The organism is Aeribacillus sp. JST-2 (assembly GCF_056032925.1).
In genome coordinates, this window is the sequence record NZ_JBVVUU010000036.1 from 1 (window position 1) to 25606 (window position 25606).

Here is a 25606-nt window from a genome sequence, read left to right on the forward strand (position 1 = left end):
GCGATGTCATGAAAAATATGGCATGAGATCAAAATTAAATTTCACTTATTGGTGTCCAAAATATTGACTTAAATCCACTTATAGGCACTCCCTTAATGTTTTAGAAAGTTGATATATCAATCGTTTTCAATGGATTTTGACTTTCTTTTCCCATGTTTTCTATCTTATTTATGTCCTTCAGGAGTCTTATGAAGGACTTTTCTTATGCTTTCTATCTTCATTATGTCCGTCAAAAGTCTTTTGACGGACATTCAGTATATACAATTGCTTCTTTTTGGACTTCATCGCCTCTATGAAGGACATTTACAAATTTTATTAGATTATTTTTGTCCTTCACAGTTACATTTCTCCAAAATCCATCTACTAAGCTATCTCCAAAAATCGATACTTACTTATGGTACGGTTCACCGTGGTGATTTGAGAGGCAAAAAATTAGCATTGGGATTTTATTCCCAATGCTTTACCTAATTAATAAAAAGCTACCCTATATTCCCTTCATTATCATGGCCTACCTTTTTATAGAGTCTCTTACATTGATGAAAACGAACATGCAATCCCCATTAAAACAGGTTGCAAAATGCAAAATCCGATAAAATTTTTGAAATAACTCCCATTGAAATTTGATCCGTTCGGTTCGTATTGCAACACTCTTTGTACTTTTCTTTTGAAAACGCACTTTATACGAAAACACCACCTTCAATAAGTACACGTATTACTCAATTGAAGGTGGTGTTGCCTCTATGATAAATTACCAACAAGGTCTGTATTAATATTAATTATTGAAAACCCATTTTCCCATCCACTTCATGTGCCATCCCGTCAAGGTCTGTATTAATATTAATTATTGAAAACGAATTAAGAAATATTTCTTTTTGCCCCGGCGGATCACAGCAAATTGACCTTCGATGGTGTCTTTTTCAGACACAATATAATCAAGCTCCTGCACCCGTTCGCCGTTAATGTAAATCGCACCGTTTCCGATGTCTTCTCTTGCCTGCCGTTTCGATGGGGAAATTTTCGCCTGAACTAATAAATCGACTAATCCGATTTCTTTTTCAGTTGTTTCATAAGAAGGCACATCTTTAAAGCCTTGTTTAATTTCTTCTGCTGTTAAGGCTTTTATATTGCCGCTGAACAGCGCTTCGGAAATCTTGACAGCTTGCTTGAGCGCCTCTTCGCCATGGACAAGCTTTGTCACTTCTTCCGCCAACGCTTTTTGCGCCAATCGTTTTTCGGGAGCATTTTTCACTTCTTCTGCCATTTGTTCAATTTCTTCTTTCGATAAGAAAGTAAAATATTTCAAATATTTGATAACATCCCGGTCATCAGTATTGATCCAGAACTGATAAAATTCATATGGCGTTGTTTTTTCTTTATCAAGCCAAACAGCTCCGCCTTCCGTTTTACCGAATTTGGTGCCGTCGGCCTTCGTGACAAGCTGAAGCGTTAGGCCGTACGCTTTCGCATTTTCTTCCGTTTTCCGAATTAATTCAAGCCCCGCCGTAATATTCCCCCATTGATCGCTTCCGCCAATTTGCAAGCGGCAATCGTAAGTTTGGTACAGCTTTAAAAAATCGTACGATTGCAAAATCATGTAGCTGAATTCCGTAAAAGAAATTCCCGTTTCAATTCTCGATTGAACGGTTTCTTTCGCCAGCATGTAATTTAAGCCAAAGCTTTTGCCGATATCGCGCAAAAATGTAATGACATCCAATGATCCGATCCAATCGTAGTTGTTGGCTAAAATGGCCGGATTCCCCTCTTTTTCAAAATCCAAAAAGCGGGAAAGTTGTTCCTTAATGCGCTCTGACCATTGTTTTACCGTTTCTTTTTCATTCAGCGTTCTCTCCTGTTTTTTTCCGCTCGGATCGCCAATTAAACCGGTTGCACCTCCAACAAGGGCAATCGGTTGATGACCAGCCTCTTGAAATCTTTTTAACGTTAATATCGGCAGCAAATGGCCGATATGAAGGCTGTCTGCTGTTGGGTCAAATCCGCAATACAGCCTCACCTGCCCCTCTGATAACAGTTTGCTTAGCCCTTCCTCATCTGTCACTTGATTAATGAGGCCGCGATATTTTAAGTCTTCAAGCAAAGCTTTCATTAAACATCACTCCTTTTTTCATTATGGCAAACAAAAAACGCCCCTCCATGAAGGGACGTTCAAATTAACGCGGTACCACCCTACTTAAGAACAAACAAGTTCTTCACTCATTAAAGATAACGGCTATGGACCGTTCTTTGCTACTATGCCTTCACAAAGAATGCTCATGGAGGTAATTCGCAAAGCATTTATGTGCTGATTCGCACCGGCCACCAGCTCTCTGAAACAGGGAAATGCCCGCTACTTTCTCCAATCAATGCTCAAGATTTTGCTTATTTATGTTTTTTAGCATATTCGAGCACCTTTGTCAACTGAATTAGGAAAAGCTATCCACATCAAAATATGCTATAATAAACTAGATTTATAGGGGGATGATCAACATGGAGAAATGGAATGAGAGGTTCAGGCGGCTAATCTCTTATTACGCTAAACATCGAAAAAAATTGTTGATTACATACAATGTTGCATGGAATTTGTTTTTATTGTTTTTAATGCTCGGCTTAATGGGGCTTGCATTTATCGGCGGTTTGGGCGCAGGATATTTTGCCTCATTAGTGAAGGATGAACCTGTTCGTTCTTATCAAGAAATGGAAAAAGACATTTATGATTATTCGGAAACAACAAAAGTGTATTTTGCCGGCAACGTCTATTTGGGGAAGCTCCGTTCTGATCTAGAGCGGGAGGAAGTGAAATTAGACAAAGTATCGGAACATCTGAAACATGCCATTATCGCCATTGAAGACGAATATTTTTATGAACATAAAGGAATTGTTCCAAAAGCAATTATGAGAGCTCTTTTCCAAGAATTCACCAACTCCTCCGTTCGAACAGGCGGCAGCACCTTGACACAACAATTAATCAAAAATCAAATTTTAACAAACGAAGTGTCGTTTGAAAGAAAAGCGAAAGAAATTCTTCTTGCTTTACGATTGGAAAAATTTTTTTCAAAAGATCAAATTTTAGAAGCATATTTAAACGTATCTTCATTTGGCCGCAACAGTTCGGGCCGGAACATTGCCGGCGTTCAGGCCGCGGCGCAAGGAATTTTCGGAGTCAATGCGAAAGATCTGACCATTCCCCAAGCAGCATTTATCGCAGGTCTTCCGCAAAGCCCATTTGTTTATTCTCCGTTTACAAGAACAGGGGAAGTGAAAAAAGATTTATCACCCGGCATCAACCGAATGAAAATGGTTTTGCGAAAAATGTACGAAGAAGGCTATATTACAAAAAAAGAATATGAGGAAGCCCTCAAGTTTGATTTGCGGGCGCACTTAACAAAAGAAAAAGAATCGGCCACCGAGAAATATCCTTGGCTGATGTTCGAAGTCGAGAAAAGAGCAACGGATATTTTAGCAAAACAACTCGCCGAAAAAGATGGGCATAAACTTGACAAACTGAAAAAAAATGACAAAAAACTTTATCAGCAATATATGACAACAGCATATAAAAACCTAAGACAAAACGGATATAAAATTCACACGACTATTGATAAAGCAATTTATGACAAAATGCAGGAAATTGCAAAAAACTATGAATATTACGGAAGTCCAAAGCCGGAAAAGAAAAAAGACCCTGAAACCGGTAAGTTGAAAACGGTACAAGAGCCCGTGGAAGTGGGCGCAATCTTGATTGAAAATAAAACGGGAAAAATTATTTCCTTTGTCGGCGGGCGCGACCATAACCGAGAACAAACCAACCATGCTACAAGCGCTTTAAGATCAAATGGATCAACAATGAAACCGCTCCTTGTCTATGGCCCGGCAATGGAAATGGGAATTGTTCAGCCCGGTACTGTTGTGGCCGACCTCCCTTTTTCAATCGGAAGATACCGTCCGCAAAACTACGGTGGAGGCTACCACGGATTAATCAGTATGAGGACGGCTTTAAAACAATCCTATAACATTCCCGCTGTGAAAACATATGCAAAAATCATTTCGCACAATCCTGTAACATATTTGGAAAAAATGGGCTTTACAACATTGGCTAAAGAGGATTACAGTGCGATTTCCCTTGCCCTTGGGGGAATGACCTACGGGGTAACGGTTGAAGAAAATGTCAATGCATATGCAACCTTTGCCAATGGCGGCGAATTTGTGGATGCATATATGATCGAAAAAATTGAAACAAAAGATGGAAAGGTTGTCTATCAACATAAACCGGCTAAAACGAAAGTCTTTTCACCGCAAACAGCTTATTTAACCATTGACATGATGCGGGATGTCATTCGAAGTGGCACAGCCTCTTCGCTAAACAGCTACTTGGCATTTCGCTCCGATTGGGCGGGCAAAACAGGAACAAGCCAAAATTATAGGGATGCATGGTTCGTGGCTACAAACCCAAATGTAACATTCGGCACATGGATTGGCTATGATACGCCGAAACGGCTGGAAACCACCTATAAAGGATTAAGCTACAGCAAACGGAATATATTGCTATGGGCAAAATTGATGAACGGGGCATACAGCATTCGTCCAAAGCTTGTTGATCCAAATGCAACCTTTAAAATGCCTGGAGGAATTGTGTCAAGATCGTATTGTTCCGTTTCCGGGGAATTGCCTTCTGATCTTTGCAAGAAAGCAGGGCTTGTTCAAACGGATTTATACAACGTGAAATATATCCCGAAAAAAGCGGATAATAGCTTGGGATACGGCAAATTTGTTTTCGTAAACAACGTGGCATATCAAGTGCCGGCAAATGCACCTGCTGAATTTGTCCAAGAAGGGCCTGTCCTGAAAAAAGAATTACTGGAGAAACTTGGAGTGTCAAACGTGTCCCAATTAACAAAACTTCTTCCTGAAGGAGCAAGGCTTGATGCTTTAACGGTGACTGGAAACAGGGTTCTCAAAGACAATGGCAAAACTCCTGCTAAAATTTCCGCTGTCAAACTTAATGGAACAACATTATCTTGGAGCAAAAGCGGCGAAAATGATGTAATAGGCTACAGAGTTTACGCAGCCTCCGCCGATTCAAAAAATTTCAAGAAAATTGCCAGCATACCGGCAAAAAATCATTTAAGCGTCTCTGTTGGCCAATCTCCATCCGCCTATTATGTCGTTGCGGTGGATGTGGCTGGAAAAGAATCGCCGCCGTCATCCATCGTAAAAAACGTTCCTCAAGAAAAACCGAAGCAAACGGCAAAAAACAAAGCAAAACCAAATGAAAAAAAACAAGCGGAGACATAAATAAAGCTGCTCCTTAAAACGGCGAAAACTGAACTAGGAAATAAAGAAAAAGAACCGTCCCCGGTTCTTTTTCTTTATTTCCCGACTGCTGCCCCGGCAATCTGTTTAAAAATCAAAATATACATTTTTTTCTTTTCGTCTTAGAAACGATGTGAGTCAAGACGCTGGAACCCGGAACATAAAGAAACCATATAAATAGCTATTTTCCTCAACATATTGATGAATATAGGACATAAGAGCTTTATACCGCATCCTTTTCCTCCTCAGGAAATGCCACTAAATCACAAATCCAAATGGAACCGCCGATTATAAAGTGATCCTTTGGCATAAATCCTGTGATGGCAGCCATCTAATGATGATCGTAAAGAGCCATTAATTTGTATCCTTCTTTTTGTTAAGCTTCAAGAACTGATTCAGGAAATGATTGTTCATTAAAATGAGTACGCAAATGTTTCATGGCTGAAAATTCTGCCGGATTTCCTCATTCGTTTGCAGTTCTTTCAACAAAAGGGATGATTCCATATGCTTCTCTCCTATTACAATTATTCAGCGTTTATTCTATCAATAGCGCCTAAAAACTGCACACAGCAAAGCCGCAAACCTGCTTTAACAAGCTTGCGGCATTTCTTTCCTTTTAATCTTCCATTGTCGACAAATCGCCCGTCGGCAAATTAAGCTCCCAAGCCTTCAAGACGCGGCGCATAATTTTTCCGCTGCGGGTTTTCGGCAGCTTTTCGCAAAATTCAATTTCCCTTGGTGCTGCATGGGCAGCTAAACCTTTTTTGACAAATTGGCGTATGTCTTCTTTCAATTCTTCTGACGGTTCATAACCGCCGCGCAGAGCTACAAACGCTTTTATAATTTCCCCGCGGACTGGATCCGGTTTTCCGATAACCCCCGCCTCTGCAACGGCAGGATGCTCCACAAGTTTGCTTTCCACCTCAAACGGGCCAACGCGCTCGCCTGAAGTCATAATGACATCATCTACACGTCCTTGGAACCAAAAATAGCCGTCTTCATCCATGTAAGCGGAGTCCCCTGATACATACCAGTCGCCGATAAAATAAGATTCATATTTTCCCGGATTGTTCCAAATAGTATACATCATGGAAGGCCAGCCTTTTTTAATAGCCAGATTTCCCATTCTGTTTGGCGGCAGTTCATTTCCATGATCATCAATAATCGCTGCTTTTACTCCTGGTATCGGCTTGCCCATCGATCCGGGTCTAATATCCATGCATGGATAATTGCAAATAAGATGTCCGCCTGTTTCCGTCATCCACCATGTATCATGAATTCGTTTCTGAAATACTTTCATTCCCCATCGAATAACTTCCGGGTTTAAAGGTTCACCGACGCTTAAAATATGGCGCAATGAACCAAGATTATATTTTTTGACCAATTGGTCTCCAGCACCCATTAACATGCGAAACGCAGTCGGTGCACTGTACCAAACAGTGACGCCGATTTTCTCAATCGTTTCATACCAATAATCAGGGCTGAATCGACCGCCGACAATGACATTTGTCGCACCGAGAAGCCAAGGAGAAAAGATGCCGTAAACGGTTCCGGTCACCCAGCCGGGGTCTGCCGTACACCAATAAATATCCTCTTCCTTCAAATCGAGAACCCATTTCCCCGTTTGATAATGCTGAATCATCGCATTATGGACGTGAAGGACTCCTTTCGGTTTCCCAGTTGAACCAGACGTATAATGCAAAAGAAAACCGTCTGTTCGCTCCACCCATTCAATTTCCAATTCCTTGCTTGCTTTTTCAAAATGAGCAAAAAAATTGATGATTTTTCCTTCTTCTTTCACATCTTCCCCGACAACGACGACATGTTTGAGAAACGGCAAGTCATTCATCGGAACTCTCGGCAAAAGTTCCTTTGTCGTCACAATGACGCTGGCTTCGCTGTCTTCAAGACGATCCTTGACAGCACCCTCCATAAATGCCTCAAACAATGGACCGACAATGGCGCCTAATTTAATGGCTCCTAAAATAACAAAATATAACTCTGGGCTTCTTGGCATGAACACAAAAACTCTGTCGCCCTTCTGAACATTAGTCGTCTCTTTCAAAACATTTGCCGCTTTGTTAGAAAGCTCTTTCATTTCTTTAAATGTATATTTTTCCTCACGGTTGGCATCGCGATAATAGAGAGCGACTTTGTTTTTTCTAAACCCTTCTGCATGGCGGTCAATTGCTTCATATGCAGCATTTATTTTGCCTGTTTTGCTCCAAGTAAAATTTTCTTCAACTTCCTTCCAATCAAAATTTGCATATGCTTCTTCATAATTTGGAAGATTATGATTCCCCTTTGTTGCTGATAGCGCTTCCACTTTCATTACTTATTCCCCCCTGAAATAATATCGCCAAGACTATAATATAACACTTTACCACTTTTCGCAATTTTGTAAAATTTCTCGCAAAATAACAAACATTTTAGCTCCCCTTTTTTGTATAATATGAGAGAGGCTAGAAGATGCTAGGCGGTGTTATATAATGGAACATAAAAAGACATATCATCGAAAAGAATTGCAAACACCACATGGTTCGGTTCTGATCGAGGGTCCTGTGAAAGGGGAGCGGCTTCAAGAGTATGAATTTCATGAAGATTTAAAATCTTTTCGGCCTGCACCAGAACAGCATAAAGCATTAATAGAGATTGCCAATCTTCCGGAAGGCCGCATCATCATTGCCAGAACTGATAAATGGATTATCGGATATGTCACTTTTTTATATCCCGATCCCCTTGAAAGATGGTCTGAAGGAAATATGGACAACTTGATTGAACTGGGCGCCATTGAAGTCATTCCAAAATATCGAGGCTGTTCCATCGGACAAAATTTGCTGATTGTTTCCATGATGGATGAAGAAATGGAAAAATATATTATTATTACAACGGAATATTATTGGCATTGGGATTTAAAAGGAACCGGTTTAAGTGTTTGGGAATATCGAAAAATGATGGAAAAGATGATGAATGCCGGCGGGCTTGAATGGTTTGCAACAGATGATCCTGAAATCTGCTCCCATCCCGCAAACTGCCTAATGGCGCGAATAGGAAAAAAAGTAGATCAAGACTCCATACAAAAGTTTGATCAGCTGAGATTTCGAAACCGCTTTTTCTATTAATTCTCAAAACAGCGGATAGAAAGGAGACGGTTCCGTGATTATTGAAAAAATTATGCAAAAAGACGTGCTCACACTTTCACCTCACAATTCGATTCTCGATGCTGTGAACATCATTAAGCTGAAAAGAATCCGCCATCTTCCAATCGTTGATGAGGAAAACCATGTAGTCGGAATTGTTTCCGACAGAGACATTCGGGATGCGAGCTCTTCCATCCTTTTAAAAGATCATGACCAATGGTCCCATCTTTTAAACAAACCAATTAGGGAAATTATGGTTACGGATGTTATCACCGGACATCCGCTCGATTTTATTGAAGATGCTGCAGCATTATTTTTTGAGCATCGAATCAGCTGCCTGCCGATTTTACAAAACGAAAAACTTGTTGGCATTATTACGGAGACGGATGTTCTTCATACATTTGTAAAGATGATGGGGGCTCATCACCCAAGTTCACGGATCGAAGTGAGAGTGCCTAATATCACCGGCATGTTGTCTGAAGTATCGGCCGTTTTCCACAAAAGAAAAGTCAACATTTCAAGCGTCTTTGTATACCCGGATGGGGACGATCAAACGAAGGTTTTAGTATTCCGCGTGCAAACGATGAATCCTTTGGAGCTTGTTGCTGATTTAAAAGAGAAAGGCTACACGGTGGTTTGGCCAAACATATAAGGTGATTAAACATGAAAAAAGATAGTGTGTTTGTATACTCCCCCCTTTTTTTAAGTTACAAATTTAGTAATAAGCACCCATTTAACCAGCTGCGTGTGGAAATGACAGTGGATTTGTTAAAAAAAATGAAAGCGCTTGAAGAAGATGAAATCATCGAGCCAAGATATGCAACGGAAGAAGAACTTCAGCTCATCCATGATGAAAACTTTATTCGGGCAGTGAAACTGGCGGGAGAAGGCAAGCTTAGTGAACAGGAAGCATTAAATTACGGGCTCGGTACGGAAGATACCCCGGTTTTTCAAGGCATGCATGAAGCAAGCTCGCTTTTAGTCGGCGGGACATTGACAGCAGTCGATTACGTCATGACAGGGAAAGCAGTTCACGCCCTTAATTTGGGAGGCGGGCTCCATCACGGATTAAGCGGAAAAGCGTCCGGATTTTGCATTTATAATGACAGTGCAGTCGCCATCAAATATATCGTTGAAAAATATGGGGCAAAAGTGCTTTATATTGATACGGACGCACACCACGGAGACGGCGTCCAATGGGCTTTCTATGATGATCCGAACGTTTGTACAGTGTCCATTCATGAAACAGGAAAGTATTTATTCCCAGGAACAGGAGATGTTCATGAACGTGGACACGGATCTGGATACGGTTTTTGTTTTAATTTCCCTCTTGATGCCTTTACGGAAGATGAATCATGGCTGAATGTCTATAAAGAAGCCGTTAGGGAAATTGCCGAATACTTTAAACCTGACGTCATCGTTACCCAAAACGGTGCAGACGCTCATTACTATGATCCATTAACCCATTTATGTGCAACCATTCAAATTTATCGGGAAATTCCTAAGGTTGCCCATCAACTGGCACATCAATATTGTGGCGGGAAATGGATAGCAGTGGGAGGCGGGGGATACGATATTTGGCGGACTGTGCCGAGAGCTTGGGCATTTATATGGCTTGAGATGAAACAACAGATGAAGAAAGCAAACGGTTTGCTTCCAAAAGACTGGGTGGAGAATTGGCAGAAAACCTCTCCTGTCCCATTAATTACAAGCTGGGAAGACCCAAACCCTTTATATAAACCGATACCGAGAAAAAAAGAGATTGAGGAAAAAAATAGCAGAACCCTTCAATCGGCGCTTCGATATATCCGCCAAAACAGCATGAAATAATGACGGGAAAGAACACGGTCAAGCTTCTCAATGCTTGACCGCATGTTTTTATTTGGTGGACTGTCTGATCTCAATACGGTGGGGAAGTGTAACAATTTGATTATCCACTTCTTCTTTGTTCATCAATTTTGTTAGCAGGCGCATTGCAACGGCACCGATATCATACGTCGGCTGCACGACCGTTGTCAGCTTAGGACGGACCATGACCGCTAATCGGGTATTATCAAAACCGACAACTTCAAAGTCGTTCGGTATTTTGTAGCCTTTATCTTGAGCGGCATGAATGACGCCGAGCGCCATTTCGTCCGTTCCGACAAAGACAGCCGTCGGTTTCGGAGACAATTCTAAGATTTTGTCAAAAGCTTCAATCCCGGATTCATATGAATAATCCCCTTCAATGATATATTCTTCATTTAAGGATAATCCGGCTTCTTCCAAAGCCCGTTGATAGCCATTTAATTTTTTGATTTTATTTACCGGCTCTTCCAGCGGGCCTGTAACATATGCTATTTGCTTATGCCCCTTGTCAATTAAAAATTTAACGGCATCATATGCAGCTTGTTCATAATCAATATTGACAGAAGGAATTTCATCATTCTCGTCAAATGATGCGGCAAGCACAATTGGAACAGGGGAACGTTTAAATTCTTCGACGTGTTCATCCGTTATGTTGCCGCTCATAAATACAATACCGTCGACTTGTTTGCCTAAAAGGGTATTTAATAAATGAAACTCCTTTTGTTTGTTTTGATCCGAATTGCTTAAAATAATATTGTACTTATACATGGTGGCAATATCTTCAATTCCACGCGCCAATTCCGAATAAAATGTGCTTGATACATCCGGTATAACGACTCCCACCGTTGTCGTTTTTTTACTTGCTAGGCCTCTTGCCACCGCATTCGGACGGTAGCCGAGTCGTTCAATAGCTTCCAGCACCTTTTTTCTTGTTGTAGGCTTTACATTTGGATTCCCGTTCACGACCCGCGAAACGGTCGCCATTGAAACGTTCGCCTCACGAGCCACATCATATATCGTGACATTATTCATTTTTCAACACTCCTCGTTTTACAAATCAATATGTAATCGCTGTTTCATCCCGCCTGAACATATCATACGATACAAAACCGACTACCGCAATGTTTTGTGAGGTTTTCTATTATTTTTTCTATTTTTGTTCAAAAAAATTTGCTGATCAGCAAAAAAATTGATTAAATAACAGCAAATCCATTCCGAAAAAAAGGAGCCCGCTAAAAGGCTCCTTTTTAAACAACCATCTCAATTAAACATTAACTTTTGCTAAAGGTTTTAATTCTGATATGAACTCGTTGAACTGTTGAATATCCATTTGCTGCGCCGAATCAGATAAAGCAACGGCAGGATCCGGATGCACTTCAGCCATTACGCCATCAGCGCCAATGGCAAGAGCAGCTTTTGCAGCAGGAAGAAGAAGGTCGCGGCGGCCGGTTGAATGAGTGACATCTACAAACACAGGTAAATGTGTTTCTTGTTTCAAAATCGGAACCGCTGTAATGTCAAGAGTGTTTCTTGTAGCTCGTTCATACGTACGAATTCCGCGTTCACAAAGAATAATTTGATCATTTCCACGGGAAATGATGTATTCGGCAGCATTCATAAATTCAGATAGTGTTGCGGAAAGCCCGCGTTTTAATAATACAGGTTTCCTTACAGATCCAGCGGCTTTTAATAATTCAAAGTTTTGCATGTTGCGCGCGCCGATTTGAATGACATCAATATAATCAAGCGCCATTTCAATATCATGAGGCGACACAATTTCACTAATAACCGCCATATCATACTCTTCAGCAATTCGTTTTAAAATTTTCAGCCCTTCAACACCTAGTCCTTGGAAATCGTATGGCGATGTTCTCGGTTTATAAGCACCGCCTCTCAAAAGCTTCAATCCTTGTTTTTTCGCTGCTTCTGCGACAACGGCAACTTGTTCATAGCTTTCAACAGCACATGGGCCGACTACAAAATATTGTTTGCCGTCGCCGATTTTTTCTCCTTTTACATCCACAATGGTGTTCTCAGGTTTTTTCTTTCTGGAAACAAGCAGCGCTTTGCGATGGTCATCTTCTTGCAGCTCTAATGCCGCTTTAAAGATTTCCTTGAATATATGCTGCAATGTTGAATCTTCAAAAGGGCCGTCATTATGCTCTTTAATCATATCCAGCATTTTTCGTTCGCGAACAGGGTCATACCGATTAACGCCTTGTGCTTCTTTTGCCTTTCCAATTTCCTGTACGAGTCTCCCCCGTTCATTAATCAACTTTAAAATTTGCAAATTGATTTCATCTACTCGTTCTCTTAATGCATCCAACTCATGATTGCTCATTTTTGCCACCCTTTCAATTCCGCAAAATTTCAAACTGCATTGGAATATAATTAGGGATATTATAAACCATAATCTTTTAAATGTCACTAAAAATTTCTTTATTGATTAAACGCTTTTAAGCGATAAAGCGTTTTGGTATAAAAGATTATTTGGCCAATTTGTTTTCAAGTTCTTGATACGTAATATTCCAATGGCTCATATGCCAGCAAACCGCTTGTTCATTTATAAACAACACTTGTGGAGACTCATGCTTCACTTGAAAAAAATCAGCGATATAATTTGAAAGCTCCCTCGCTTCTTGGACATGAAGGTAATAAGCAGGGAGGTTGGGATGATCCTTCACAAAGGATTGAAATTCTCGAAAAGCTTTTTGGCTGATGGGACAAGTCAAACTATTTTTAAAAAATAAAAGTTCTTTTTCTTTGTCGATGATTGCTTGAAATTGTTCAATCGATTCTACTTTCATGTTTCCGCACCTCTCATTTTTTGGAATCGTTTATCAAAAATAGAAAATCATCAGCGGTTCCGCCAATGATTGATCACCTTTTGCTTAATGATTTTCTTCTGTTTCTTCCTTTGTCTCTACTGGTTTGTCCACTTCTTTTTTTTCCGTTTCTTCCTCCGTCGCATCTTGATCGCCTTTCTCCCTTATTTTTTTCATCATATCGGCGGACTGTTCTTGAAGAGCCCGCTGGAAGCTTTTTGTTTTATCCTTGGCCAAACTGATAAACTGCACTCCTTTTTCATATGCTTCGTTTGTGAGCTTAACTGTTTTTTCTTTCATCTTGTTTGCCTGATCATTTACATTTTCCCGAATTTCTTTTCCTTTTTTTGGCGCCATCCATAATGCAGCCGCTATGCCGGCGGCAGCTCCGACAATCGTTCCGAGCAAAAAACCTTTTTTATCCAATTTATTTTTTGCCATTTCTTTTCCTCCTTGATCATTTCGCTTTTTTCATCGCCTGTTCCCTAGACAGTCAGCTATCGGATTCCAACTGTTTTTGCTGTTTCTTGCGCAGTTTCAGTTTGCTTACCAATTCCATTACAGTGCTTGTCCACTGAACTGCTTGGACAATTTTTTCTTCATTTTTTTCCATTTGCTTTGCCACATTGTTTGAAATTTTCGCAACTGATTGATTAAATTGACGTATTGATGCACCGACATCTTGTACAGCGTCAACCACCGAATTGATCTTTTCCGCTTTTTTTTGGATGTCTTCCGCCAACAGATTCGTTTTATGCAATAAATCTGTTGTTTCTTTCGTAATTCCTTCCATTTGTTTTTCCAAGCCCGCAAGCGTTCCTGCAACATGATCTAGCGTGATCCGGAGCGACTTTAACGTTTTGGCTAAATAAACAACCAATACACTAAAAGCGACTGCTATTAAAGCGATGCTGACATAAAGGATAAGCTCCAATGTGATACCTCCTTGTTCTCTCTCTATTTATCATACCATCTCTAACGGGCGAACGAAACATATGATGATTGTTTTCGACAGCAACTAACGAACTTTCTTCTCTTTACTGTTTTTTCTGAAAGTTGCCGAAAAGAATGGACATCTTCTAAAACACTTTTTAGATGCGAAATTTTCCAAGCAAAGATGTAAAAAGCGCTTGAAAACGGTACAATAACATTGTACAACAACTATGGCAGGAGGGAAGAACGTGAAAGATCCAAGAATTGAAAAATTGGCAAAGACATTAATTCATTATTCTTGCCAGCTGAAACAAGGGGAAAAGGTGCTGATTGAAAATTTCGGCTTGGAGCGGGAACTAGTCATTGCACTTGTTCGTGAAGCGTATCATGCCGGAGCGCTTCCATTTGTTTCTTTAAAGGATCACCAAATCAACAGAGCTTTAATACTTGAAGGGCAAGAGAAACAATTTGAAATGATGGCTGAGTTTGAAGCCAATGTGATGGAAAAAATGGATGCATACATAGGATTAAGATCTGGACGCAACATAAATGAGTTCGCAGATGTTCCGGAGGAAAAATTGAAATTGGAAGGAAGAACGATCGGCCAAAAAGTGCACAGGGAAATTCGGGTGCCAAAAACGAAATGGGTCGTGCTCAGATATCCGAATGAGTCAATGGCTCAGCTTGCGAAAATGAGCACGGAAGCGTTTGAAGATTTTTATTTCAATGTATGCACTCTTGATTACAGCAAAATGGATCGAGCAATGGATGCTCTCGTCGATCTCATGAACCATACGGACAAAGTCCACATTACAGGCCCCGATACAGATTTGACATTCTCTATAAAAGGCATTCCGGCGATTAAATGCGCAGGCCGAATGAATATTCCGGATGGAGAAGTGTACACGGCTCCTGTTAAAGATTCAGTCAACGGCAAAATAACGTTTAATACACCATCCCCATATCAAGGCTTTACGTTTGAACATGTACAATTGACATTGAAAGATGGAAAGATCATCGATGCAAAAGCGAACGACACTGATAGAATCAACGGGATATTGGATACTGATGATGGAGCACGCTACATTGGCGAGTTTGCCATTGGCGTCAATCCGTATATTCTTCATCCGATGCAGGATATACTATTCGATGAAAAGATTGCCGGAAGCTTCCATTTCACGCCCGGCCAGTGCTATGACGAAGCATATAACGGCAACCATTCCAACATCCACTGGGATATGGTCATGATCCAACGTCCTGAATACGGCGGCGGGGAAATTTATTTCGACGATGTCCTTATCCGCAAAGATGGAAGATTTGTTTTGCCAGAACTTGAACAGTTAAACCCGGAAAACTTGAAATAAACGAAAAGAAAAACGGCTGCACTAAAAAATACAGCCGTTTTCTTTTATATGCACAGCTTTTCATAGGCGATCTGATATTTTTGAATATCGCCCGCACCCATAAACAAGATGACGCTTCCTTCGTGTTTTTTTAATTTTTCCGTATTCGATTCATCGATCAATTCGGCACCTTCGATTTGATTTTTTAAATCGCCGATTGTCAAGTCGCCATTGTTCTCTCTGGCAGATCCAAAAATTTCACATAAATACACTTTATCGGCTCTCTTTAAACTTTCCGCAAATTCATGCAAGAACGATTTCGTTCTCGAAAATGTATGAGGCTGGAAGACAGCAACAATTTCCTTATCAGGATATTTTTGGCGGGCCGCATCAATGGTCGCTTTAATTTCCGTCGGATGATGGGCATAGTCGTCAATCAGGACTTGGCCGCAGATGGTTTTGGCGCTAAATCGCCGCTTTACCCCATTAAACGTGCACAGCCGTTCTTTGATCAAGTCGATGCTTATGTTTTCGTAATGACATAAAGCAATGACGGATAAAGCATTTAAAACATTATGATCCCCGAATAGAGGAATCTCAAAAGTGCCATAAAAAGTATTTCGAACATATACATCAAACGACGTGCCATCCGTGCCTTTCTTTATATTTCTTGCTTGAAAATCGTTCTCTTCTTGAAAACCGTAATATAATACCGGCACTTTTGCCTGAATCCGCTGCAAATTTTCATCGTCGCCACAGGCTATGATCCCTTTTTTCACTTGCAGCGCCATCTGTTGAAACGCAGAAAAAACATCTTCCAGATCCCGATAGTAATCAGGGTGGTCAAAGTCGATGTTAGTCATGATCGCATAATCAGGATGGTATGAAAGGAAATGGCGCCGATATTCACATGCCTCAAATACAAAATACTTGCTGTCCGCTACACCTTTTCCTGTTCCATCGCCAATTAAATAAGAGGTTGGGTGGGCTCCTTGCATTACATGGGAAAGCAAGCCGGTCGTTGATGTTTTTCCATGCACACCCGTGACAGCTATGCTCGTAAAATTATTCATAAAGTGCCCTAAAAATTGGTGATAGCGGTAAACTTTCAAATCAAGCTTCAAAGCTTCTTGAATTTCTACATGAGTATCTGGAAAAGCATTCCCAGCAATGACTGTCAAACCGGGACGAATGTTATCTTTTGAAAAAGGGAAAATAGGAATCCCTCTTTCTTCCAGTCCTTTTTGTGTAAAGATTCTTTTTTCAATATCAGATCCTTGCACACGATGATTCATATCATGAAGGATTTGAGCCAATGCGCTCATTCCCGTTCCTTTAATGCCGACAAAATGATAAACATTCATACGAGAACCTCCAGCAATCGTCTATCTGTAACTTAGTATATGACGGATGACTACTTTTGCAACTAATCATCCTTTCATGACATAACAGACTAAACGCCTCATTAAATTATAACATTCAAGGAAAAACATGACCATTTGTTTAACATGTATTTTTTCCAATTGAAATAATCGTAATAGCTGCTTAACCTTCTGAAAACAATTTCTATCATAACATGTTCGTTTTGTCTCCACTATTTTCTTTTATTACCTTCAGTTCTTCTTCCGACACTAAAACATCTCTCGGCTTGCTTCCTTTTGGCGCCGAAATAATGCCGTGCTCTTCCATTAAATCTATCAGCCTGGCTGCTCTATTGTAGCCAATCCGAAAGCGCCGCTGGAGGCTTGAGGTGGAGGCTTGTCCTTGTTCAATAACAAACTCGCATGCATCATAAAACAAATCATCTTCTTCCTGCCAATTCGCTTTTTTGATCAGCTCCTCCTGCTGAAACAAGTAGTGCGGAGCCTGCTGACGCTTTACATGCTGGACAACTCTGTCAATTTCTTCGTCAGAAACAAATGTTCCTTGAATTCGAACAGGCTTTGAAGAGCCGTTTTCCAAAAACAGCATATCTCCTTTTCCAAGCAATCTTTCAGCACCTGTCGTATCCAAAATCGTCCTTGAATCAACTTGAGACGATACAGAAAAAGCGATCCTTGTTGGAATGTTGGCTTTAATTAATCCTGTTATGACATCGACGGACGGTCTTTGAGTGGCAATTAATAAATGAATGCCGCAAGCTCTCGCTTTTTGCGCAATTCGGCAAATCGACTCCTCTACATCGCCCGGAGACACCATCATTAAATCCGCCAACTCGTCAATGACAATGACGATATAAGGCAATTTTTCTTTTTGTTGATGTTCTTTCAGCGTATCGTTATATTTTTCAATATCTCTTACCCCTGAATGAGCAAACAGTTCATACCTTCTTTCCATTTCCTCCACAGCCCATTTTAAAGCAGCTGTGGCAGCTTTTACATCCGTTATAACAGGGCTGACCAAGTGGGGAATTTGATTATATGGTGCAAGCTCAACCATTTTAGGATCGATCAGAAGCAATTTCACATCATTTGGTGACGCCTTATATAACAAGCTGACAAGAATCGTATTTATACAAACGCTTTTTCCGGAACCGGTTGCTCCTGCTATGAGCCCATGCGGCATTTTCTTTACATCTGTCACCACCGGCTCTCCCGAAATATCGAGACCAAGAGCGACAGCAAGCGGCGACATGCTGCCGGAAAATGCTTTCGATCTTAAAACTTCGCGCAAGAAAACCGTCTTGCTTTTTCGATTCGGCACTTCAATGCCCACTGTATTTTTTCCCGGAATCGGCGCCTCAATGCGAATATCCTTAGCTGACAAACTCAGCTTAATATCGTCTGTTAAATTTGTTATTTTGCTTACCTTCACTCCCGGTTCGGGATGCACTTCAAATCTTGTAACAGAAGGTCCTTGAGAAACATTGACGACTTTCGCTTGAACATGGAAATTTTTTAGCGTTATGTCCAGCAGTTTTTGCTGCTTCTCAATCCATTCCTTATCCGCCCCTTTTTCCAACGGCGGAATATTGAGCAATGTGATAGGCGGAAACAAATAGCCATTCTTTTTTTCTGATAAACGGATTTTTTGTTTATCCTTCCCAAACATAATTACATTGTACGGAATTACCGTCTTTCTGTTCTGCTGTATTTCCCCGGAAATGGTTTGTTCCTTCTTATTTTTTTCAATCATTTCGCCTTGATGGTGGCGGCTCGTCTGTGTATTCTCAACATTTAGTCCTTTGCGAATGTTCTCTTCTTTTAATGTTTTGGATGTTTGATCACTCCGTTCATCCGCCTCTTTGTTTAATTGTCCGCAGTCGTCAATGATGCGATCATTTGTCCTTTCCTCTGCTTTTTGAACATTTACCTTATCATCAATGCTTGAATGCTCGTTTGAACGATCGTCATTTTTCGTGGACTCTTCATAATTTGGTTGATCGAACCCATCATTTGCTAATTGAATCGGCATTGGCGGATTTTCCGCTTCTAATGTATGGGTGTTTTCATCTTTTTCCTGAAACTCTGTCTCTTTACGGGAAACGTGTTTAGCCATAAAGACTGGAGCATTTTCTTCATGTGGCCGGTCTTTTTCTCGGACTGAAGAAATCTCTTCCTCGGCTCGTCTTTTTTGCACGGCCTCCTTTAAGATAGGATCCTTCATTCTTGGTCCAAAACCAAAAACAGGCGAAGGAATATCTGTCGGATGAAAAGCGTTTTTCCCTTTTTGCAGGATTTCCGTGTTTGAGACATGGAAATTGGATGTTTTTTGATTGAAATTTTGTTTATGTCTGAATTCCTCGTCATCAGAGATCAGCGGAAAACGGAAATTACCAGTTGGATATTGATAGACCACCCTCGCTTTTATATCAGCGTCCTCTTTTGCAGCCGCCATGTTCTTTCTATTTTGGATCATTTTTTTATGCTGATTTTCTTTGCGATAATCTTCTTCTTCATTTTCTCCAAACAATAAATTCAATAATTTTGCAATCCAGCTCATCTTTTATCACTCTTTCAAATCAGTTCTTTCAGGCATATATTTTTATTTTATCAATAAATCTTTCTTTTGAAAGGATAAATAGTGAAAATGGCAAGTGCCGCCTTTATCAACGAAAAAAAACCCCCTGTTTTAATCAGGAGTTCGTTCGTCCTCTCTTTGAATGTAAATAATTCGTTCGAGGAGAGTTGGATGATCGTATCTAAACAATTTTACCAAAAACGGAGGATTCAGTTCACTCCTGCTAAATTTCGCAAGGTTTTGAAATGTTTTGACCGCTGCTTCTTCATCTTTCGTCATCTCAATGGCATAGAGATCCGCCTGTTTTTCTTGAAATCTCGAAACCATTCCTGATAACGGGCTTGAAGCAAAAGAGAGCATTCCCAACAGCAGGAGGAAAAGCGGCAATGATGATATGTCCCTTATCGACCGGATATGGAGGAGCGCTCCCCAGCGTTTGATGCAAACCGTCATGAGACGATGGATCATATATAGTCCGCAGAATGAAAGGAGCAAATATCCGATAATCCCGACATAAATGTGCTTCATCACATAATGCCCCATTTCATGAGCCATGATAAATAATATTTCCTCTTCGCTTAACTTGTTTAATGTTGTGTCCCACAAAACAATCCTCGAATTGGATCCGATCCCTGTTACATAAGCATTGAGCGCATTTGTTTTTTTCGACATATCCACTTCATACACATGGTTTGCCGGAATGTCAGCTTGATCAGCCAAGTGCAAAATTTTTTCTTCCAATTGTTTATTTTTCAACGGGTAAAAGTCGTTATATAGCGGATCGATCAAAACAGGTTGTATAAACATCATAAAAAACGTAAACGGAATCGAAGCCAACCATGCCAAGAGCCACCAGCGTTTTTCAAACTTGCGTATAAGAAAATAAAGAAAGATGACCGCTATGACCATCAAAACATAATTTACCAAAAAGTCAGTAACCTCATCCTTCAGCCACAAGGAAAGAGGCTGGGTGGAAATATGATACTCCTTCGAAAGCCTATAACTTAGAAAACTTATGGGAAGCGTTAAGAAAGCAACGAGCAGCGACAGCCAAAAATAATAAAGTGCTGTTTGAACAGATGCAAATTTGGAGGCAGCTTCCGACCATACTTGAAATTTTTTTGAAACCCCCAATATTAGTACAGCAAAAAAGATGATCCATTCTAAAGGAACGGATAGAAAATACAAAAAATTTTTCACACGTGAATATTCTTCAGACTGTTGGATTTCCCGCGAGGTCAAAAACGTTTCAGGGTCTGCAGCAGTTCCTTCCATTCCATCCGGAAGCCTGCCATCGGCCGCAATATATAAATACCAATAAAAAAACAAGCCGTACAGAATATACAAAAACATCACGATGAAAATGCTTTTTCGCAACTCCCATCCCTCCTATTCAATTACCTCCTTGTAGTAGTTTAGATAAAAACGGGACATTGTAGAACTGCTTTTCCAAAATATTTAAAAATAAAGACTATAAAGACACAAAACAGAAATGGAACATAGGACGACCACAAATACGTTGGCGCCAAGGTAAGAAGCAATAAATGCTGTTATCGCCCCGACAGCTCCGAATGTCCAATCTTCACGGATGAGAAAAACAGAAGGAACAATCAGCGCTCCCAACGTCGCAAAAGGAACATTTTTTAATACATTTTGCCAAAATTCAGGAAGGTTTAGCTGACTGAACAACACAAATGGGAGCATCCGCGGTATGTATGTCACAATCCCCATTCCGATGATTATAAGGACAATCTCGCTAGTCATCTTTTCTCACCCTCTGTTTATATTTTTTCGAAAACCACTCCACTGCCAATGAAGAACACAATGTTGCTGCAACAATGGACCAGCCGGTTGATAGCAAGCCTGTCAACACAAAAAAGGAGTTTATGACGGCTGAAAGCGCCGCTAACACGACGATTTTCCGATGTTTTTTCAAGGATGGAACCAACAAGCCGATGAATAAAGCATACAAAGCTATCCCCATACTATCTTGCAGGAAAAGAGGCAGATTTCCTCCCACCACATGGCCGATGCCTGAATTGACGACCCAACTTCCATAAGCCATCAAGCATAAACCGAACATGTAAGAAGTTGTGACCGTCTCTTGTCTGACGGACGCAACAGAAAAGGTTTCATCCGTTATGCCGAAGCTATAAAAAACTTTTTTCCAAATTGAATCATTTTCCACTTTTTCGTTTAATGAAGCGGACATAAGAAAATGCCTGATATTGACAATAAAGGTTGTCAAAATAATCTCCCATGCCCCAATGTGAGCGGAGATCAAACTCAGCGACATATACTGTGCCGCCCCAGCATAAACGATGGCGCTCATCATCACCGTTTCCATTAAGGGCAGCCCCGTCCGCTCCGCCAAGAGCCCGAATGTGATCGCAACTGGAAAGTAGCCGATGGCAATACTAATCCCCGCTTGAAGCCCTTGAATGAATTCACTTCTATGGTTGATTACTGTAGTAGACTGCAAACGTATCCACCTCCGAATTAATATTGCGGATAAAAAATAATGACAAAATATTCCGCTTTTTTATCGGTGTGATTTTGATATTCGTGTTTTTTGTTCGCTGCGAAACGAATTGCCTCTCCTTCGGATACAACAAAGGAATGCCGACCCATTATAACCTTCAAAGTTCCCTTTTTCATGAGTACAATTTCCTGCACCCCTTGAGGGTGTTCATCCGAATAATGGACATGCCCTGGTTCTAAATGAACTTCAAACACCTCAAACGGTTTATCCAATTCATATGAAAACATCGGGTACACTTTATACTGTTCATCATCGTCAGCTATCGGCTGGATGTTTTTTAGCGAAACCTTTTGAACGGACGGCATTTCCTCCATCATTAACGAAGAAAAAGAAATGTTCAGACCGTTAGCTATTTTCCATAAGGTTGAAACAGTCGGATTTGATTCTCCCCTCTCAATTTGAGCAAGCATTGCTTTTGATACACCTGTTTTCTCCGCCGCTTTATCAAGGCTTAAGCCCATCCTTTTTCTAAATTTATTAAAGTTTTCGCCGATCGTCTGTTGAATCGGTTTCATAAGTACCTCCTGTTTTGTAAAATATATCATACATTTGTTTACTATATCATACTTTTTCCTTTTTTTGTATAGGAAAAGGGCCGACCATCAGTCAGATCAACTGACTTGATGGACCAGCCCCATCAGTTTCATCAAACACTCTATCGATTCCATTTCACTAGCTTGTCCGTCGCCGAATGGCGTCCATCAGCTTAATAATACTCTGTCGGACACCGCATCTTGAATTTTGGCAAATTCGTCCATTAAACGAGGTATCGTCAGCTTTGCTTTTTCATCGGCGGACGCTTCAAAAACCACTTTCCCGCGATTCATCATCAACAATCGGTTCCCTAAATCAATTGCGTGCTGCATGTTATGTGTGATCATGATCGTTGTTAACTTAAATTCCTCAATAAATTTTTTGGTGAGCGAAAGCACAACTTCGGCTCTTGCAGGATCCAATGCTGCTGTATGCTCATCAAGCAGCAAAATCTTCGGTTTCGTAAATGTAGCCATTAATAACGACAATGCTTGTCTTTCACCGCCTGATAAAAGTCCGACTTTTGCATTTAACCGGTTCTCCAGCCCCAAACCTAAAAGCGACAGCTGTTCTTTAAATTCATTTCTTCTTTTGCTTGTCACACCTTTTCCAAGTGTCCGTTTATGAACCCGGCCGTATGCGATCGCCAAATTTTCTTCAATTGTTAAGGACGGCGCTGTTCCAGAAAGGGGGTTTTGAAACACCCGGCCAATGAATTTTGCTCGTTTATGTTCGGGCAAAGACGTCATATTGATGTCATTCAGCCACACTTCACCGTCATCAGGCATGATCTTCCCTGCGATAATATTTAATAATGTCGATTTGCCGGCACCGTTGCTCCCAATAATTGTAATAAAATCCCCGTCTTTGACATCGAGATCAACGCCATTTAGCGCCACTTTTTCATCCAGTGAACCTTCGTTAAACACTTTATAAATGTGTTTTAGTTGAAGCAATTTGATCCCACCGCTTTCTTGCTGATTTTCTTTTTTTCTCCCTGTACTTTTCAAAATATCTCGGAATCGTTAAAGAAAGAATGACGATACAAGCCGTAATTAGTTTCAAGTCGCCTGTTTCAAAAAAGTTAAATCTTAAAGCAAACGCAACAATCAACCGGTAAAGAATCGCACCGATGATCACAGCAAGCGTAGCGCGCACGATCGTTTTGCTTCCTACTACTGCTTCCCCGATAATAACGGATGCAAGGCCGATGACGATCATGCCGATCCCCATTCCAACGTCGCTAAAACCATTGTATTGCGCAATAAGAGCTCCGGAAAGCGCGACAAATGCATTAGACAATCCCAATCCTAAAACTTTGAGCGTATCGGTATTGGCTGAAAAACTTTTGATCATTTCTTCATTATCGCCGACCGCTCTTAAAGCAAGGCCAATCTCCGTTTTTAAGAAATAATCCAAAATGATCTTTATGACGATCACCAAAAGAAGCATAGAAAAGATGACGGACCACGTTTTGGGAGAGGGAGAAATAACGCTTGACATCATTTGATCCAGCGGAGCCCATGCATCAGCAAGTTTTGAGAACAACGTTTCTTGCTGTAGGAGCGGAACATTGGATTTCCCCATAATTCTTAAATTGATCGAATAAAGGGCAATCATCATTAATATACCGGATAATAACGGATTAATTTTTCCTTTTGTGTGCAAAATTCCAGTAACTGCCCCTGCAAGAAACCCGGCAAAAAAAGCAACGACCGTTGCCGTGATCGGGTGCATGCCGCCTGTAATCAAGACAGCAGCAACAGCTGCTCCTGTTACAAAGCTGCCGTCAACGGTCAAATCAGGGAAATCTAATATTCGAAAAGACAGATAAACGCCAAGAGCCATGATGGCATAAATCAAACCTGACTCAAGCGAGCCGTAAACCGCAGTTAACATGTAAACACCCTTCCAAATTACTCAATAAACTCTGCTTCTTTGCTCCACTCATCTAAAATCTCGACGTTCATTTCTTTTGCAGCTTTTTTATTGATCAGCAGTTTCAAATTTTGCGGATATTGAACCGGCAGTTCTGTCGTTTTTTTCTTTCCTGTTAAAATTTCCGCCGCCATTTCTCCGGCTTCATATCCAATATCATAGTATTCAAATCCGTATGCGGCAAAACCGCCCCGTTTCACAGAATCCAATTCGCCGACAAAAAGAGGGATGTCTTTTTCATTGGCAACCGATATAACAGACTCCAATGCCGAAACAACAGTGTTATCTGTGATAATGTAAAAACAGTCCACTTTTCCGACTAGAGATTCTGCCGCTTGTTTCACTTCAGCGGACGTTGAAACAGAAACCTCAACTAATTGCAAATCCGTTCCTTTCATCGCTTTTTTCACAAGATCTACTTGCGCAACCGAGTTTTGTTCTCCGGAATTGTAGATCATTCCTACTTTTTTCCCGTCTAAATATTTATCAATAAATTTTACAGTATTCGGAATGGCATCCGGGTGCGTATCGGTAGTTCCTGTTACATTTCCGTCTGGATTTTCCATATCTTTGACAAGTCCTGCACCTACAGGATCAGAAACAGATGTAAACACAATTGGAATATCTTTTGTCGCATTTGCTGCTGCCAAAGCGCTTGGTGTTGAATTGGCAAAAATTAAATCGACTCCATCGCCAGCTAAATTATTGGCAATTGTTTGGTTATTGGATTGGTCATTTTGGGCATTTTGAATATCGTATTTTACTTTTAAACCTTTATCTTCAAGCGCTTTTTGAAATCCCTTGAGCGCTTCATCAAGCGATGGATGCTCCACAAATTGCGTAACGCCGACAGTATATTCGCTTTTTCCTCCATCATCGCTATCGCTTTTCCCAGCTGTTCCGTTATTGTTTCCACAACCGGACAGCAAAGAAAAAGCCATCAGCAAGACTCCCCCAAAAGCTGCTAATCTTTTATTCACTTTTCTTCCCCCTTCTGTGCTTTTATGCTTTAAATTATAACAATCACTAGCATTGCAGTAATTAAATCTGATGATTCAAAATACTAAGAATGTTCAATTTTTTATTGATTTCGAAACAAAAAAATCCTTTACAATGGAAGTACAGGTGGTTCCTGCCCAAATCCAATCGTAAAGGATAACCTTTATGGACAAGAATACACTAATTTCATCATTTGGTAAATGGGTTTCACCCATAAATATTCAAAAACTTAGCGAACAA

General features: G+C 40.6%; 21 protein-coding genes and 1 other annotated feature. Of the genes, 5 read left to right on the forward strand and 16 right to left on the reverse strand.

Annotated features, from left to right (window positions below; all coding sequences use genetic code 11):
* Nucleotides 1-841: 841 nt before the first annotated feature.
* Nucleotides 842-2104 carry a tyrosine--tRNA ligase gene (gene tyrS / locus AC0KTX_RS13830; protein ID WP_474252709.1) on the reverse strand — a complete coding sequence of 421 codons (1263 nt, stop codon included), beginning with the start codon at nt 2102-2104 and terminating at the stop codon, nt 842-844.
* A 48-nt stretch (nt 2105-2152) separates the two neighbouring features.
* Nucleotides 2153-2370, reverse strand: a binding site (T-box leader).
* A 105-nt stretch (nt 2371-2475) separates the two neighbouring features.
* Between tyrS and AC0KTX_RS13835 the strand changes: the two genes are divergently transcribed.
* The gene (locus AC0KTX_RS13835) at nt 2476-5286 is read left to right on the forward strand and encodes a transglycosylase domain-containing protein (RefSeq protein WP_474252710.1); all 2811 of its coding nucleotides are present in this window, start codon (nt 2476-2478) and stop codon (nt 5284-5286) included.
* A gap of 634 nt (nt 5287-5920) precedes the next feature.
* On the opposite strand, the gene acsA is transcribed toward AC0KTX_RS13835, so the two are convergent.
* Complete coding sequence (gene acsA / locus AC0KTX_RS13840; RefSeq protein WP_474252711.1) at nt 5921-7636, reverse strand: acetate--CoA ligase; 1716 nt, start codon at nt 7634-7636, stop codon at nt 5921-5923.
* A gap of 157 nt (nt 7637-7793) precedes the next feature.
* Here acsA and AC0KTX_RS13845 point away from each other — a divergent pair, with 157 nt between their 5' ends.
* The 3 genes from AC0KTX_RS13845 to AC0KTX_RS13855 are packed head-to-tail and all read left to right on the forward strand — an operon-like array spanning nt 7794 to nt 10274.
* Nucleotides 7794-8426, forward strand: a complete 633-nt coding sequence (locus AC0KTX_RS13845; RefSeq protein ID WP_474252712.1) for a GNAT family N-acetyltransferase — start codon at nt 7794-7796, stop codon at nt 8424-8426.
* A 34-nt stretch (nt 8427-8460) separates the two neighbouring features.
* Nucleotides 8461-9096 carry an acetoin utilization AcuB family protein gene (locus tag AC0KTX_RS13850; RefSeq protein ID WP_474252713.1) on the forward strand — a complete coding sequence of 212 codons (636 nt, stop codon included), beginning with the start codon at nt 8461-8463 and terminating at the stop codon, nt 9094-9096.
* Nucleotides 9097-9107: 11 nt separating this feature from the next.
* Nucleotides 9108-10274: an acetoin utilization protein AcuC gene (locus AC0KTX_RS13855; protein WP_474252714.1), complete on the forward strand. Its 1167-nt coding sequence runs from the start codon at nt 9108-9110 to the stop codon at nt 10272-10274.
* Nucleotides 10275-10322: 48 nt separating this feature from the next.
* Here the strand turns inward: AC0KTX_RS13855 and ccpA are convergent, their stop codons facing one another.
* The 5 genes from ccpA to AC0KTX_RS13880 all read right to left on the reverse strand — a co-directional run bounded on the left by ccpA (nt 10323) and on the right by AC0KTX_RS13880 (nt 14051).
* The gene (ccpA, locus tag AC0KTX_RS13860) at nt 10323-11324 is read right to left on the reverse strand and encodes a catabolite control protein A (protein ID WP_474252715.1); all 1002 of its coding nucleotides are present in this window, start codon (nt 11322-11324) and stop codon (nt 10323-10325) included.
* A 232-nt stretch (nt 11325-11556) separates the two neighbouring features.
* Nucleotides 11557-12633: a bifunctional 3-deoxy-7-phosphoheptulonate synthase/chorismate mutase gene (locus AC0KTX_RS13865; protein ID WP_474252716.1), complete on the reverse strand. Its 1077-nt coding sequence runs from the start codon at nt 12631-12633 to the stop codon at nt 11557-11559.
* Nucleotides 12634-12778: 145 nt separating this feature from the next.
* Nucleotides 12779-13099 carry a bacillithiol system redox-active protein YtxJ gene (gene ytxJ / locus AC0KTX_RS13870; protein WP_474252717.1) on the reverse strand — a complete coding sequence of 107 codons (321 nt, stop codon included), beginning with the start codon at nt 13097-13099 and terminating at the stop codon, nt 12779-12781.
* An 84-nt stretch (nt 13100-13183) separates the two neighbouring features.
* Nucleotides 13184-13558 carry a YtxH domain-containing protein gene (locus AC0KTX_RS13875; RefSeq protein ID WP_474252718.1) on the reverse strand — a complete coding sequence of 125 codons (375 nt, stop codon included), beginning with the start codon at nt 13556-13558 and terminating at the stop codon, nt 13184-13186.
* A 52-nt stretch (nt 13559-13610) separates the two neighbouring features.
* Nucleotides 13611-14051 (reverse strand): DUF948 domain-containing protein, encoded by a 441-nt coding sequence (locus AC0KTX_RS13880; protein ID WP_474252719.1) that lies wholly within the window; start codon nt 14049-14051, stop codon nt 13611-13613.
* A 247-nt stretch (nt 14052-14298) separates the two neighbouring features.
* Here AC0KTX_RS13880 and AC0KTX_RS13885 point away from each other — a divergent pair, with 247 nt between their 5' ends.
* Nucleotides 14299-15414, forward strand: a complete 1116-nt coding sequence (locus tag AC0KTX_RS13885; protein WP_474252720.1) for an aminopeptidase — start codon at nt 14299-14301, stop codon at nt 15412-15414.
* A gap of 44 nt (nt 15415-15458) precedes the next feature.
* Here AC0KTX_RS13885 and murC read toward each other — a convergent pair whose 3' ends face one another.
* The 9 genes from murC to AC0KTX_RS13930 all read right to left on the reverse strand — a co-directional run bounded on the left by murC (nt 15459) and on the right by AC0KTX_RS13930 (nt 25308).
* Complete coding sequence (gene murC, locus AC0KTX_RS13890; protein WP_474252721.1) at nt 15459-16757, reverse strand: UDP-N-acetylmuramate--L-alanine ligase; 1299 nt, start codon at nt 16755-16757, stop codon at nt 15459-15461.
* A 205-nt stretch (nt 16758-16962) separates the two neighbouring features.
* Nucleotides 16963-19335 carry a DNA translocase FtsK gene (locus AC0KTX_RS13895; protein WP_474252722.1) on the reverse strand — a complete coding sequence of 791 codons (2373 nt, stop codon included), beginning with the start codon at nt 19333-19335 and terminating at the stop codon, nt 16963-16965.
* Between the two features lie 129 nt (nt 19336-19464).
* A complete protein-coding gene (locus AC0KTX_RS13900; protein ID WP_474252723.1) occupies nt 19465-20730 on the reverse strand; it encodes a M48 family metallopeptidase in 1266 nt (421 codons plus the stop codon).
* A gap of 81 nt (nt 20731-20811) precedes the next feature.
* Complete coding sequence (locus tag AC0KTX_RS13905; RefSeq protein ID WP_474252724.1) at nt 20812-21117, reverse strand: AzlD domain-containing protein; 306 nt, start codon at nt 21115-21117, stop codon at nt 20812-20814.
* The gene (locus AC0KTX_RS13910) at nt 21110-21835 is read right to left on the reverse strand and encodes an AzlC family ABC transporter permease (RefSeq protein ID WP_474252725.1); all 726 of its coding nucleotides are present in this window, start codon (nt 21833-21835) and stop codon (nt 21110-21112) included. The genes AC0KTX_RS13905 and AC0KTX_RS13910 overlap by 8 nt, the downstream gene beginning before the upstream one ends.
* 17 nt (nt 21836-21852) lie before the next feature.
* Entirely contained in the window at nt 21853-22410 is a 558-nt protein-coding gene (locus tag AC0KTX_RS13915) for a helix-turn-helix domain-containing protein (protein ID WP_474252726.1), read from the reverse strand.
* Nucleotides 22411-22596: 186 nt separating this feature from the next.
* Nucleotides 22597-23385, reverse strand: coding sequence for an ABC transporter ATP-binding protein (locus AC0KTX_RS13920; RefSeq protein WP_474252727.1), 789 nt, complete (start codon nt 23383-23385; stop codon nt 22597-22599).
* Nucleotides 23360-24328, reverse strand: coding sequence for an ABC transporter permease (locus AC0KTX_RS13925; protein ID WP_474252728.1), 969 nt, complete (start codon nt 24326-24328; stop codon nt 23360-23362). Before AC0KTX_RS13925 ends, AC0KTX_RS13920 begins: the two co-directional genes overlap by 26 nt.
* Nucleotides 24329-24345: 17 nt before the next feature.
* Complete coding sequence (locus AC0KTX_RS13930) at nt 24346-25308, reverse strand: ABC transporter substrate-binding protein (protein ID WP_474252729.1); 963 nt, start codon at nt 25306-25308, stop codon at nt 24346-24348.
* Nucleotides 25309-25606: the final 298 nt, after the last annotated feature.

Excerpts from the sequence above, each read along its gene's own strand:
- murC (WP_474252721.1), bottom strand. The coding sequence starts at position 16,757 with ATGAATGTTTATCATTTTGTCGGCATTAAAGGAACGGGAATGAGCGCA.
- AC0KTX_RS13835 (WP_474252710.1), top strand. The coding sequence starts at position 2,476 with ATGATCAACATGGAGAAATGGAATGAGAGGTTCAGGCGGCTAATCTCT.
- AC0KTX_RS13925 (WP_474252728.1), bottom strand. The coding sequence starts at position 24,328 with ATGTTAACTGCGGTTTACGGCTCGCTTGAGTCAGGTTTGATTTATGCC.
- AC0KTX_RS13905 (WP_474252724.1), bottom strand. The coding sequence starts at position 21,117 with ATGACTAGCGAGATTGTCCTTATAATCATCGGAATGGGGATTGTGACA.
- AC0KTX_RS13855 (WP_474252714.1), top strand. The coding sequence starts at position 9,108 with ATGAAAAAAGATAGTGTGTTTGTATACTCCCCCCTTTTTTTAAGTTAC.
- AC0KTX_RS13875 (WP_474252718.1), bottom strand. The coding sequence starts at position 13,558 with ATGGCAAAAAATAAATTGGATAAAAAAGGTTTTTTGCTCGGAACGATT.
- AC0KTX_RS13915 (WP_474252726.1), bottom strand. The coding sequence starts at position 22,410 with ATGAAACCGATTCAACAGACGATCGGCGAAAACTTTAATAAATTTAGA.
- AC0KTX_RS13930 (WP_474252729.1), bottom strand. The coding sequence starts at position 25,308 with ATGGCTTTTTCTTTGCTGTCCGGTTGTGGAAACAATAACGGAACAGCT.
- acsA (WP_474252711.1), bottom strand. The coding sequence starts at position 7,636 with ATGAAAGTGGAAGCGCTATCAGCAACAAAGGGGAATCATAATCTTCCA.
- ccpA (WP_474252715.1), bottom strand. The coding sequence starts at position 11,324 with ATGAATAATGTCACGATATATGATGTGGCTCGTGAGGCGAACGTTTCA.
- AC0KTX_RS13845 (WP_474252712.1), top strand. The coding sequence starts at position 7,794 with ATGGAACATAAAAAGACATATCATCGAAAAGAATTGCAAACACCACAT.
- ytxJ (WP_474252717.1), bottom strand. The coding sequence starts at position 13,099 with ATGAAAGTAGAATCGATTGAACAATTTCAAGCAATCATCGACAAAGAA.
- AC0KTX_RS13865 (WP_474252716.1), bottom strand. The coding sequence starts at position 12,633 with ATGAGCAATCATGAGTTGGATGCATTAAGAGAACGAGTAGATGAAATC.
- AC0KTX_RS13895 (WP_474252722.1), bottom strand. The coding sequence starts at position 19,335 with ATGAGCTGGATTGCAAAATTATTGAATTTATTGTTTGGAGAAAATGAA.
- tyrS (WP_474252709.1), bottom strand. The coding sequence starts at position 2,104 with ATGAAAGCTTTGCTTGAAGACTTAAAATATCGCGGCCTCATTAATCAA.